The organism is Mycobacterium sp. 236(2023) (genome assembly GCF_029623955.1).
Classification (GTDB): domain Bacteria; phylum Actinomycetota; class Actinomycetes; order Mycobacteriales; family Mycobacteriaceae; genus Mycobacterium.
On record NZ_JARSBP010000002.1, the window covers coordinates 1,433,949 to 1,445,248 of the forward strand.

General features: G+C 66.9%; 15 protein-coding genes. 12 read left to right on the plus strand and 3 right to left on the minus strand.

Features of this window, described 5'->3' with window-relative positions; all coding sequences use genetic code 11:
- Positions 1–2 precede the first annotated feature (2 nt).
- The 3 genes from ffh to P9A17_RS09375 are packed head-to-tail and all read left to right on the plus strand — an operon-like array spanning position 3 to position 3,302.
- On the plus strand, positions 3–1,571 hold the full coding sequence (gene ffh / locus P9A17_RS09365; RefSeq protein WP_278038259.1) for a signal recognition particle protein: 1,569 nt from the start codon (positions 3–5) through the stop codon (positions 1,569–1,571).
- A gap of 3 nt (positions 1,572–1,574) precedes the next feature.
- Positions 1,575–2,642 carry an amidohydrolase family protein gene (locus P9A17_RS09370; RefSeq protein WP_278038260.1) on the plus strand — a complete coding sequence of 356 codons (1,068 nt, stop codon included), beginning with the start codon at positions 1,575–1,577 and terminating at the stop codon, positions 2,640–2,642.
- A complete protein-coding gene (locus tag P9A17_RS09375; protein WP_278038261.1) occupies positions 2,643–3,302 on the plus strand; it encodes a cyclase family protein in 660 nt (219 codons plus the stop codon). It begins immediately after the preceding gene.
- A 4-nt stretch (positions 3,303–3,306) separates the two neighbouring features.
- Here P9A17_RS09375 and P9A17_RS09380 read toward each other — a convergent pair whose 3' ends face one another.
- Complete coding sequence (locus P9A17_RS09380; protein ID WP_278038262.1) at positions 3,307–4,140, minus strand: serine hydrolase; 834 nt, start codon at positions 4,138–4,140, stop codon at positions 3,307–3,309.
- Between the two features lie 69 nt (positions 4,141–4,209).
- Positions 4,210–5,103, minus strand: coding sequence for a serine hydrolase (locus P9A17_RS09385; RefSeq protein WP_278038263.1), 894 nt, complete (start codon positions 5,101–5,103; stop codon positions 4,210–4,212).
- A gap of 67 nt (positions 5,104–5,170) precedes the next feature.
- On the opposite strand from P9A17_RS09385, the gene P9A17_RS09390 reads away from it, so the two are divergent.
- From P9A17_RS09390 to trmD, 5 genes are all read left to right on the plus strand, one after another.
- Complete coding sequence (locus tag P9A17_RS09390) at positions 5,171–5,590, plus strand: nuclear transport factor 2 family protein (protein ID WP_278038264.1); 420 nt, start codon at positions 5,171–5,173, stop codon at positions 5,588–5,590.
- Positions 5,591–5,766: 176 nt separating this feature from the next.
- Positions 5,767–6,261, plus strand: coding sequence for a 30S ribosomal protein S16 (gene rpsP, locus P9A17_RS09395; protein ID WP_278038265.1), 495 nt, complete (start codon positions 5,767–5,769; stop codon positions 6,259–6,261).
- Positions 6,262–6,269: 8 nt separating this feature from the next.
- On the plus strand, positions 6,270–6,512 hold the full coding sequence (locus P9A17_RS09400; protein ID WP_005148848.1) for an RNA-binding protein: 243 nt from the start codon (positions 6,270–6,272) through the stop codon (positions 6,510–6,512).
- A gap of 21 nt (positions 6,513–6,533) precedes the next feature.
- The gene (rimM, locus tag P9A17_RS09405; RefSeq protein WP_278038266.1) at positions 6,534–7,055 is read left to right on the plus strand and encodes a ribosome maturation factor RimM; all 522 of its coding nucleotides are present in this window, start codon (positions 6,534–6,536) and stop codon (positions 7,053–7,055) included.
- 2 nt (positions 7,056–7,057) lie between these two features.
- The gene (gene trmD / locus P9A17_RS09410) at positions 7,058–7,744 is read left to right on the plus strand and encodes a tRNA (guanosine(37)-N1)-methyltransferase TrmD (RefSeq protein WP_278038267.1); all 687 of its coding nucleotides are present in this window, start codon (positions 7,058–7,060) and stop codon (positions 7,742–7,744) included.
- On the opposite strand, the gene P9A17_RS09415 is transcribed toward trmD, so the two are convergent.
- The gene (locus tag P9A17_RS09415; protein ID WP_278038268.1) at positions 7,741–8,667 is read right to left on the minus strand and encodes a hypothetical protein; all 927 of its coding nucleotides are present in this window, start codon (positions 8,665–8,667) and stop codon (positions 7,741–7,743) included. The two genes, trmD and P9A17_RS09415, sit on opposite strands and share 4 nt — an antisense overlap.
- A gap of 334 nt (positions 8,668–9,001) precedes the next feature.
- Here P9A17_RS09415 and rplS point away from each other — a divergent pair, with 334 nt between their 5' ends.
- The 4 genes from rplS to P9A17_RS09435 are packed head-to-tail and all read left to right on the plus strand — an operon-like array spanning position 9,002 to position 11,299.
- Entirely contained in the window at positions 9,002–9,343 is a 342-nt protein-coding gene (rplS, locus tag P9A17_RS09420; protein ID WP_024447038.1) for a 50S ribosomal protein L19, read from the plus strand.
- 48 nt (positions 9,344–9,391) lie between these two features.
- Positions 9,392–10,231, plus strand: coding sequence for a signal peptidase I (gene lepB / locus P9A17_RS09425; protein WP_278038269.1), 840 nt, complete (start codon positions 9,392–9,394; stop codon positions 10,229–10,231).
- Positions 10,232–10,259: 28 nt separating this feature from the next.
- Entirely contained in the window at positions 10,260–10,997 is a 738-nt protein-coding gene (locus P9A17_RS09430) for a ribonuclease HII (RefSeq protein ID WP_278038270.1), read from the plus strand.
- A complete protein-coding gene (locus P9A17_RS09435) occupies positions 10,994–11,299 on the plus strand; it encodes a DUF2469 domain-containing protein (protein WP_003928621.1) in 306 nt (101 codons plus the stop codon). Before P9A17_RS09430 ends, P9A17_RS09435 begins: the two co-directional genes overlap by 4 nt.
- Position 11,300 lies beyond the last annotated feature (1 nt).

Consider the following 11,300-nt stretch of genomic DNA (forward strand, 5'->3'; position numbering starts at 1 on the left):
TCGTGTTTGAATCCCTGTCCGACCGGTTGACCGGTGCCCTCTCCGGCCTGCGGGGCAAGGGTCGGCTGACTGACGCCGACATCGATGCCACCGCGCGCGAGATCCGACTGGCGTTGCTCGAGGCCGACGTCTCGCTGCCCGTCGTCCGCGAGTTCATCTCCCGCATCAAGGACCGCGCCAAGGGCGCGGAGGTGTCCGGGGCGCTCAACCCCGCGCAACAGGTCGTCAAGATCGTCAACGAGGAGCTCATCGCGATCCTCGGTGGCGAAACGCGTCAGCTCTCGTTCGCGAGGAACCCACCGACGGTCATCATGCTGGCGGGCCTGCAGGGTTCGGGTAAGACGACGCTGGCCGGAAAGCTCGCGAGATGGCTCAAGGCGCAAGGGCATACGCCGCTGCTGGTGGCCTGCGACCTGCAACGCCCCGGCGCCGTCAACCAGCTGCAGATCGTCGGTGAGCGTGCCGGCGTGCACGTGTTCGCCCCGCATCCCGGTGTGTCCCCGGACGGCGTCACGATCGAGCAGATGGCCACTGGCGATCCGGTGTCGGTGGCCGCCGCGGGCCTCGCCGAGGCGAAGTCCAAGCACTACGACGTCGTCATCGTCGACACCGCGGGCCGGCTCGGTATCGATCAGGAGCTGATGGCTCAGGCCGCCGCGATCCGCGACGCCGTCAACCCCGACGAGGTGCTGTTCGTCCTCGACGCGATGATCGGTCAGGATGCCGTCACCACGGCCGACGCGTTCCGCGAGGGGGTCGGCTTCACCGGTGTCGTGCTGACCAAGCTCGATGGCGACGCCCGCGGTGGTGCTGCGCTGTCGGTGCGTGAAGTCACGGGTCAGCCGATCATGTTCGCGTCGGCGGGCGAGAAGCTCGAAGACTTCGACGTCTTCCATCCCGACCGGATGGCCAGCCGCATCCTGGGCATGGGTGACGTGCTCACCCTCATCGAACAGGCCGAGCAGGTTTTCGACGCCGCGCAGGCCGAGGCCACCGCAGCCAAGATCGGCAGCGGTGAGCTCACGCTGGAGGACTTCCTCGAGCAGATGCTCGCGATCCGCAAGATGGGACCGATCGGCAACCTACTCGGCATGCTGCCCGGCGCCGGCCAGATGAAGGACGCGTTGGCCGCCGTCGACGACAGCCAGCTCGACCGCGTGCAGGCGATCATCCGCGGCATGACTCCTCAGGAGCGCGAGGACCCGAAGATCATCAACGCTTCGCGCCGGTTGCGCATCGCCAACGGCTCCGGCGTCACCGTCGCCGAGGTGAACCAGCTCGTCGACCGGTTCTTCGAGGCGCGCAAGATGATGTCGCAGATGGCCGGGCAGATGGGAATGCCGTTCGGCCGCAAGAACTCCCGCAAGTCCGGTGGCAAGGGCAAGAACAAGCAGGCGGGTAAGAAAAAGGGCAACAGGGGGCCCACGCCGCCGCGCAATCCGCTCGGCGCAGGAATGCCCGGTCTGCCCGCCGGTTTCCCCGACCTGTCGAACATGCCGAAGGGGCTCGACGAGCTGCCGCCGGGATTGGCCGACATCGATTTGTCGAAGCTGAAGTTCCCGAAGAACTAGCTGATGCCGCTGCATGTCCGCGGTCGCGGATTGCCCCACGACGAGCCGGTCGAATGGTGGGTCGTCGACGGGCGGCTGTCCGCGGAACCAGTGGCAGACGCCGAGACGGTATTTGACGGCGGCTGGGTGCTCCCCGGTCTGGTCGACGCGCACTGCCACGTCGGGCTCGGGTCGGATGGCGAGATCTCGCTGGACGATGCCGCGGCTCAGGCCGAAACAGAACGCGGCGTCGGCGCGCTGTTGCTGCGTGACGCCGGATCGCCGACCGACACCCGCAGCTTCGACGACCGCCCCGAATTGCCACGCATCATTCGCGCCGGCCGACACCTGGCGCGCCCCAAGCGATATCAGCGTGGATTCGCCGCCGAGCTCGACGACCAGTGGCAGCTGCCCGACGCGGTCGCGCAGCAGGCGCGCTGGGGGGACGGTTGGATCAAGCTGGTGGGGGACTGGATCGACCGGGAGACCGGCGACCTGGAGCCGTTGTGGTCCGACGACGTCCTCGAAGCGGCGATCGACGCCGCGCATGCCAACGGGGCCCGCGTCACCGCGCACGTGTTCGGCGAGGACGCACTCGCGGGACTCATCAAGGCCGGCATCGACTGCATCGAGCACGGCACCGGGCTCACCGAGGACACGATCGACCTGATGGTCGAATACGGCACGGCGCTGGTGCCGACGCTGATCAACATCGAGAACTTCCCGGACATCGCTGGGGCGGCACACAAGTACCCGACCTATCAACAGCACATGCGCGATCTGTACGAAACCTGTTCGGCCAGAATCGGTGCCGCGCGCGAGGCCGGGGTGCCGATCTTCGCGGGCTCGGACGCGGGCAGCACCGTGGCGCACGGCCGCATCGCCGAGGAAGTCGACGCACTCAAGGGGATCGGCATGTCGCCGATCGAGGCGCTGGGCGCGGCGTGCTGGGACGCGCGTGAGTGGCTTCGTCGGCCAGGTCTCGAGCACGGCGCGTCGGCTGACCTGGTGTGCTTCTCCGAGGATCCGCGCACGGGCGCCGGGGTGCTCGGCAACCCCGATGTGGTCATCCTGCGCGGAATCGCCTACTAGATGGCGCGGCGCGTCGTCGACCTCAGCCACCGGATCCGGGCCGGGCTGCTGACGTACCCGGGACTACCGGCGCCGGTGATCACGCCGCACCTGACTCGCCAGGAATCCCGCGAGAAGTACGCTCCCGGAACGGAATTCGCGATGGACATCATCACGATGATCGGAAACACCGGGACGTATTTGGACTCGCCGTTCCACCGCTACGCCGACGGTGCGGACCTCGCTGGGCTGGACCTGGCGACGCTGGTGGGGCTGCCCGCCGAGGTCTTCCACCTCGGTGACAAGCGCGCCGTCACCGTCGCGCATCTCGCCGACCGGAACGTGCGGGGAGCCGCGGTGCTCCTGCACACCGGGTGGGACCGGCATTTCGGCACCGACGCGTACGGAAGTGGAGCGCCTTTCGTCACCGCCGAAGCGGCCCAGTACCTCGTCGACGCCGGTGCGGTGCTCGTGGGGATCGACTCGGTCAACATCGACGACACGGAATCCGGTGGACACCGCCCGGTGCATTCACTGCTCCTGGGCGCCGGGGTGCACGTGGTGGAGCACCTCACCAATCTCGGTGCGTTGCCCGAACAGGGGGCGCGGTTCACCGCCGCTCCGCCTGCGATCGAGGGCTTCGGCACCTTCCCGGTGCGCGCCTTCGCCGAGATCGGATAGCGATCTACGGTTGCCGGAATCCGTAGTCCAGCAAGCTGATCGCCTGCCCGTACAGGTCGCCGCTGCCGTACATCTGCACGACGACCAGCCGCCGGTTCCCGCGCTGCGCCGCCCCGACATAGGTCTTGCGGGCCAGGTTGGTGAAGCCGGTCTTGCCCCCGAGGTCCCCGGGATAGCGGCTGAGAAGCTCGTTCTGGTTGTGCAGCGTCTTGCCGGGGAACGGGGCCGTCGGGGACCGCATGATCTGAGCGATCAGCGGATATTTCAACGCTGCCCGCATGATGACCGCCAGATCGTGTGGCGTGGTGATCGATTCCCAGCCGGGGCCGTCGAGCCCTGAGGTCGACGATGCCTTGGTGCTGCGGGCGCCGACGAGGGCGGCCTTTCGGTTCATGGCGGCGACGGCCACGGGCTGCCCACCCAGCATGTCTCCGAGCATGGTCGCGGCGTCGTTGCCCGACACCATCAGGATCGCCGCCACCAGCTGCGCGGTGGTGTAGGCCTGGCCGGATTTGAGTCCGACACAGGAACATTCGATCTTGGTGTGGGATTCGTTGGCCCTGGCGAAGTTGTCGGGCCGCAGGTGGTCGAGCACCGTCATCGCCAGCAGCACCTTGATCGTGCTCGCGGGCGCGAATTTCCCGTACGGGTCCTTGCTGGCGAGCACACGGCCGGTGTCCATGTCGGCGACCAGCCACGCCTGGGCCGGTCCGTCCGGAAGTGGTTGTGCGGCAGCGGGTTCAACGGGCTGGGCGAAAACCGTGGGCGCGACCGACATCGAGGCGGCAGGCAGCAGCGCACTGAGGGCGAGCGCCAGCCCCGCGAGTTGTCTTCGCACGATCGGGGACGCTAATCGCGCCAGGACTCGACAAGCGCGCGATCAGATATCCATCCGGTATCGACGGGTTTAGAGCCGGCTGACCCCGGAGTTGGGACCGAGCGCGAACCCCCAGTCGAGCAGCGCCGCCGCCTGATCCCAGTACGTCGGTCCGCCCTCTTTGACCAGGCCGTACATCAAGGCGACGACCAGATGCCTGCCGCCCCGGGACGCGCCGGCGACGAACGTCTTGCGGGCAAGGTCGGTGTAGCCGGTCTTGCCACCGAAGGCGCCGGGGTAGCGGTGCAGCAGTTCGTCCTGGTTGAGCAGGACGGTGTCGCCGGTCTTGGTCGGGAACACCGCGGTGGGCTGAGCGGTGATCTGCGCGAACACCGGGTTGGCCATCGCGGCCCGGAAGATGACGGCGAGATCGTGCGGGGTGGACCAGATGTCGATGCCGGGCCCGTCGATCCCCGACGGTGACCCGGCGCTGGTGCCGTGGGCGCCCACCGTCGCGGCCTTGGCGTTCATCTTCATCACCGCGGCATCGCGGCCGCCGAGCATCGTGGCCAGCGTGTTGGCGGCGTCGTTGCCCGACGCCAGCAACAGGCCTTCAAGGAGCTGGCGGGTCGTGTAGGTCATACCCGGCGTCACTCCGGCGCAGTTGCACTCGACCGAGGTGTCGGCTTCGTTGGCCACGATCGTCGCGTCCAGCGGCAGCTCGTCGAGGACGACCAGCGCGAGCAGGATCTTGATCGTGCTCGCGGGGGCGAAGCGGCTGTTCTCGTCTCGGCCGGCCAGGACCGCCCCGGTGTCCATGTCGGCGAGGATCCAGGCCTGGGCCGGGCCGTCGGGGATCGGTACCGAGCCGGCGGGCTGGACGATTCCGGAGGGAGGCTGAGCCGAGGCCGTGGGGGCGGTGACTGTAGCGGCCCCGGAGACCAGGCACAGGGTGGCCGCGAGGCCAGCGAGAAGCCTTGTCATGGCGGCTGACTCTATCTTGGGTCCATCCAGGGCCGGTGCGGCCGGCTCATCGTGTTCAATCAAGGCCATGTTGAGCATCGAGGAGATCTCGGACCGGCTGGAGATCCAGCAACTGCTGATCGACTACTCCACGGCGATCGACCAGCGCCGCTTCGACGACCTCGACGCCGTCTTCACCCCCGACGCCTACATCGACTACCACGTGGCCGGTGGGATCGACGGCAGTTTCGGTGAGGTGAAGGCGTGGCTGAAGGACGTGCTGCCCAACTTCCCCGCGTACTACCACCTGATCGGCAATGCCGATATCCGCGTCTCCGGCGACACGGCCACGTCGCGCGCGATCTGCTTCAACCCGATGGTGATGGGCGGTGACGCAGGGCAGATCTATTTCGTCGGGATCTGGTACCTCGACGAGTTCGTCCGCACCGACCAGGGGTGGCGGATGAGCAAGCGTGTCGAGGAGAAGTGCTTCGACAAGCTGGTCTGAGCGATTTTCGCCGACGGCCTCTGGTCTGGCACAATGGTCGGCTGTCCGGTCCCGGCTTCCTCGAATTCGATGGATGTGCCGTGAGCTGGTCACACACGTAAGGCAAAACCGGATCGCAGCATCCCGCGGCGATCGCTGAATTGCAGCGTGGCAATCACAGGAGAAGTAGCTCAATCATGGCTGTCAAGATCAAGCTCACCCGCCTCGGGAAGATCCGCAATCCGCAGTACCGCATCGCGGTCGCCGACTCGCGCACCCGCCGCGACGGTCGTTCCATCGAGGTCATCGGCCGTTACCACCCCAAGGAAGAGCCGAGCCTCATCGAGATCGACTCGGAGCGCGCCCAGTACTGGCTCGGCGTCGGCGCCCAGCCGACCGAACCGGTTCTGCAGCTGCTGAAGATCACCGGTGACTGGCAGAAGTTCAAGGGCCTGCCCGGTGCCGAGGGCACGCTGAAGGTCAAGGAGCCCAAGACCAGCAAGCTGGATCTGTTCAACGCCGCGCTCGCCGAGGCCGACGGCGGTCCGTCGACCGAGGCCACCACCGCCAAGAAGAAGAAGGCGCCGGCCAAGAAGGACGAGAAAGCCGAAGCCACCGAGGCCCCTGAGGCCACCGAGGCCGAAGCTCCCGCTGAGCCCGCCGCCGAGGCGCCGGCTGAGTCCGAGAGCTGAGTCCGGCTGTGAGCTCTGTCGTCGTCGACGCCGTTGAGCATCTGGTTCGCGGAATCGTCGACAATCCCGACGATGTCCGCGTGGACATGGTGACCAACCGGCGCGGCCGTACTGTCGAGGTTCACGTCCACCCCGAGGACCTGGGCAAGGTCATCGGGCGCGGCGGTCGCACCGCGACCGCGCTGCGCACACTGGTGGCGGGCATCGGCGGTCGCGGAATCCGCGTCGACGTGGTGGACACCGACCAGTAACGACGCGAAGGGCCCTGCCTGATGGATCTGGTTGTGGGGCGCGTCGTCAAAGCGCACGGCATCACCGGTGAATTGGCCGTCGACATCCGTACCGACGACCCGGACGAGCGTTTCGCGCCCGGAGTCGTGCTGCGCGGGCGGCCCTCGCGCGGCGGAACCGAGCGTGATTACGTCATCGAATCCGTTCGCGCGCATGGTGATCGGCTGCTGGTCCGGCTCGAGGGTGTCGCGGACCGGAATTCGGCTGACGCGCTGCGCGGCACGCTGTTCCTCGTCGACTCCGAAGGTCTTCCCCCGATCGAGGACCCCGACGAGTTCTACGATCACCAACTCGAAGGCATGACGGTGACGACCACCGCCGGGGTAGAGGTGGGCACGGTCGCGGAGGTGTTGCACACGGCCGCAGGTGAACTGTTGGCCGTGCGCGGCGCCGACGGAGCCGAGGTACTGGTGCCGTTCGTGTCGGCCATCGTCGTGTCGGTGTCGTTGCAGGATCGGGCCATCGCGATCGATCCGCCCGAGGGTCTACTCGATTTGGAGTGACCGTGCGCATTGACGTGGTGACGATCTTCCCCGCCTTCCTCGACGCTCTGCGGCAGGCGTTGCCGGGCAAGGCAATCGACGCCGGGATCGTCGAACTCGCCGTGCATGATCTGCGCGACTGGACGCACGACGTGCACCGCTCCGTGGACGACTCCCCATACGGTGGCGGCCCGGGCATGGTGATGAAAGCTCCCGTATGGGGCCCGGCGCTCGACGAGATCTGTTCCCCGGAAACGCTTCTCGTTGTGCCGTCGCCTGCGGGCCGGCTGTTCACCCAATCCGTCGCGCAACGGTGGTCGGAGGAGCGGCATCTGGTGTTCGCCTGTGGTCGTTACGAAGGCATCGATCAGCGGGTGGTCGAGGATGCCGCGACGCGGATGCGGGTGGAGGAGATCTCCATCGGCGACTACGTGCTACCTGGCGGTGAATCAGCCGCAGTGGTGATGATCGAGGCCGTCGTCCGGCTGCTGCCCGACGTCCTCGGCAATCCCGCGTCGCACCAGGATGATTCGCACTCCGAACTCGTGGGCGGCCTGCTCGAAGGCCCCAGCTACACGCGGCCGGCGAGCTGGCGCGGACTCGACGTACCCGACGTGCTGCTCTCCGGGGACCACGCGCGGATCGCCGCGTGGCGGCGCGAGCAGGGGTTGGAGCGCACGCGTGAGCGCCGTCCCGATCTGCTCGACTAGATCTTGCCGGCCGGGAACATCGTCTTCACGGCGTCGGTGATCGTCTGGCGGGCGGCGTCGTCGCCGGTGGCCTGCATCGACCCGATCACCATCACGTAGCGCCGGTTGGGGCCGACGACGCCGGTGGACAGGTGCATCCAGTCGGCGCCGACGCAACACATCCAGCCCTGCTTGACGGCGACCCGCTCGGCGAACAGTCCCTCGGGGATGCCGAACCGCTGCGGGTAGATGCCGCCGGGCACCATGCCGTCGGGAGCCGTCGGTGTCGAGGCGGCGAGATCGGACAGGATGATGTTGACCTGCTCGGACGGCAGGCCACCCGCGCCCGAGAGCAGCATGTCGTAGTAGCGCACCAGGTCGGCGGCGGTGCTGATGGTGTTGAACCACCGCCCGTTGGACGGCCGGCTGGTGGACTGCAGCCCGTAGCGTTTGACGATCCGGTCGACGATCACGCTGCCGCCGCTACGGTTCCAGAACACTTCGGCCGCGCTGTCGTCGGACGAGCGCAGCATGACGTCGAGTGACTTGCGGTCTTCGGGGGTGAGTGTGGTGCGGCCCTGGGCGACCTGCAGGAGGAGATCGTCGGCGATGAACAGCTTCACCACCGAGGCGATCGCGATCGGCATGCCGTTGCCGTTGGTCACCAGCTGACCGGTCTTGCGGTCGAGCACCGCGGCGGTGATGTCGGCACCAGCGGCGGCCGCCTGGCTGGTCGCCTCCCGTTCGCGGGCGGCGAGCCCGTAGAACGTCGGCGCGGGCGTGGCGGGGCGCACTTCGGGCAGTGGGGCCATCGCTTCCGAGGGGGCAACCACGGTCAGGTCCGGGCCCGACGCGACCGGCGACGCGCTGTGTCCGGTCGCCGTGCACGCGACGAGCAGCGACAGCCCGGCGGTGGTGGTGAACAGCCTCAGCGGCCGTCGCATCGCTCAATCCTCCAGAATGTGTGGGCCGACGCTGCTTTCCTGAAACGCTGTTCCCCCGAATCCGGACAACGCTGAATACTTGCCCGGTGAAGCAAGCGTAACCGCTGTGTACCCGTCGCGCGGTCTGGCGACGTGGGCCCCCGTGCGGTGGCCACGCACCGGATTTCAGGGATGAGGCCTGCGTCTGGCACAATTGGGCAGTTGTCTGTGCACGGCCGGGAGCATTTCCGGTCCGAGTCGCACGACTCGCCCAAGACGTCCGATTTACCCATCGGCTCTGCGCGCGTCATCCTGACGCCGGCAAGGAGCCGCGAACAACAAGGAAGTGGCACCGATGAACACGCTGGATTTCGTCGACCAGACGTCGTTGCGTGACGATGTCCCGGCTTTCGGCCCCGGCGACACCGTCAATGTCCACGTCAAGGTCATCGAGGGCTCGAAGGAACGCATCCAGGTCTTCAAGGGCGTCGTGATCCGTCGCCAGGGTGGCGGCGTGCGAGAGACCTTCACGGTGCGCAAGGAGAGCTACGGCGTGGGTGTCGAGCGCACTTTCCCGGTGCATTCGCCCAACATCGACCACATCGACATCGTCACCCGCGGTGATGTGCGCCGGGCGAAGCTGTACTACCTGCGTGAGCTGCGTGGCAAGAAGGCCAAGATCAAGGAGAAGCGCTGACCCCTACGGGTCGCGCCTGGACCGACGTGCGCTGGCTAGTCTGATCACGTGACGTCGTCCTCTGGGCCTTCTGGCCACCCTGACCCGTCCGGAGATTCGTCAGCCGAGCGCACGCTCGAAGACGACGCTGCCGCCGAATCCGGCGAGAAGCCCGACAAGAAGAAGCGCGGTGCTCTCAAAGAGTTCGCGATTCTGATCAGCATCGCTCTCGTCCTGTATTACGTGATGCTGACGTTCATCGCCCGGCCGTACCTGATTCCGTCGGAGTCGATGGAACCCACGTTGCACGGCTGCAACGGATGCGTCGGCGATCGCATCATGGTCGACAAGCTGTCCTACCGGTTTGGGTCGCCCGAGCCCGGCGATGTCATCGTCTTCAAGGGGCCCCCGAATTGGAGCGTCGGCTACAAGTCGATCCGTTCGGACAACACCGCGGTGCGCTGGGTGCAGAACGCGCTGTCGGTGGTGGGGTTCGTCCCGCCTGACGAGAACGACCTGGTGAAGCGCATCATCGCCACCGGCGGGCAGACGGTCCAGTGCCGCGTCGACACCGGGCTCACGGTCGACGGGAAGAAGCTCGACGAGCCCTACCTCGATCCGGACACGATGATGGCCGATCCTGCTGTTTATCCCTGCCTGGGTAACGAGTTCGGCCCCGTCACGGTCCCCGAGAACCGGCTCTGGGTGATGGGCGACAACAGGACCCATTCGGCCGACTCCCGCACCCACTGCACCAACGAGCCCGCCGATGTGCAGAAGGGTTTGATCTGCACCGGTGACCCGACGGCCGGAACGATCCCGGTGGAGAATGTCATCGGCAAGGCACAGTTCATCGCCTGGCCGCCGGGACGCTGGGGCGGCGTGAACTCGGTCAACCCCCAGTCGTAACGGGCGGGTCGAAAGGAGGCACTGACACTTGCCGGCTGTTTGGCCCCCGAGGGCCGTCATCCGCAAATCGTCGGGCCTGCGCACGCTGGAATCAGCCCTGTACCGGGCGGGTCTGGGCCCCGTCGCCGGCGTCGACGAGGTCGGACGCGGCGCATGCGCGGGTCCGCTGGTGGTGGCCGCGTGTGTGCTGGGACCGAACCGGCTGGAAAGCCTGTCCGCCCTCGATGATTCGAAGAAGCTGAACGAAGCCGAACGGGAACGGCTGTTCCCGCTGATCCGGCGCTACGCGTTGGCCTACCACGTGGTGTTCATCCCGTCGGTGGAGGTCGACCGCCGCGGCGTGCACGTCGCCAACATCGAGGGCATGCGTCGCGCGATCGCGGGGTTGCCGATGCGGCCCGGCTATGTGTTGTCGGACGGCTTCCGGGTACCCGGCCTGCCGACGCCGTCGCTGCCGGTGGTGGGTGGCGATGCTGCTGCGGCCTGCATCGCGGCGGCCAGTGTGCTGGCCAAGGTGAGCCGTGATCGGCTTATGGTCGCGATGGAGAAGGAGCACCCCGGCTATGGTTTCGCCGACCACAAGGGCTACAGCACGCGGGCGCACATTGCGGCGTTGAGTCGGCTGGGTCCGTCCAGTCAGCACCGGTATTCGTTCATCAACGTGCGGCGTCTGACTCTGAACGGGGAACCCGGGGAGCGTGGAGAACTTGAGTGCGGGAAAATGCCTGTGGATTCTTATCTACATGAAGGACAGTTGAGCCGATGAGTGCCGAAGATCTCGAGAAGTACGAAACCGAGATGGAGCTCTCGCTCTACCGCGAGTACAAGGACATCGTCGGGCAGTTCAGTTACGTCGTCGAGACGGAGCGGCGGTTCTACCTGGCCAACAGTGTCGAGATGGTGCCCCGCAACGCGGACGGCGAGGTCTACTTCGAGTTGCGCCTCGGCGACGCGTGGGTGTGGGACATGTACCGGCCGGCTCGCTTCGTCAAGCAGGTCCGGGTGATCACGTTCAAAGACGTCAACATCGAAGAGGTCGAGAAGCCCGAGCTGCGTCTGCCCGAATAGT

Excerpts from the sequence above, each read along its gene's own strand:
- P9A17_RS09370 (WP_278038260.1), top strand. The coding sequence starts at position 1,575 with ATGCCGCTGCATGTCCGCGGTCGCGGATTGCCCCACGACGAGCCGGTC.
- P9A17_RS09375 (WP_278038261.1), top strand. The coding sequence starts at position 2,643 with ATGGCGCGGCGCGTCGTCGACCTCAGCCACCGGATCCGGGCCGGGCTG.
- P9A17_RS09385 (WP_278038263.1), bottom strand. The coding sequence starts at position 5,103 with ATGACAAGGCTTCTCGCTGGCCTCGCGGCCACCCTGTGCCTGGTCTCC.
- P9A17_RS09390 (WP_278038264.1), top strand. The coding sequence starts at position 5,171 with ATGTTGAGCATCGAGGAGATCTCGGACCGGCTGGAGATCCAGCAACTG.
- rpsP (WP_278038265.1), top strand. The coding sequence starts at position 5,767 with ATGGCTGTCAAGATCAAGCTCACCCGCCTCGGGAAGATCCGCAATCCG.
- rimM (WP_278038266.1), top strand. The coding sequence starts at position 6,534 with ATGGATCTGGTTGTGGGGCGCGTCGTCAAAGCGCACGGCATCACCGGT.
- P9A17_RS09415 (WP_278038268.1), bottom strand. The coding sequence starts at position 8,667 with ATGCGACGGCCGCTGAGGCTGTTCACCACCACCGCCGGGCTGTCGCTG.
- rplS (WP_024447038.1), top strand. The coding sequence starts at position 9,002 with ATGAACACGCTGGATTTCGTCGACCAGACGTCGTTGCGTGACGATGTC.
- P9A17_RS09435 (WP_003928621.1), top strand. The coding sequence starts at position 10,994 with ATGAGTGCCGAAGATCTCGAGAAGTACGAAACCGAGATGGAGCTCTCG.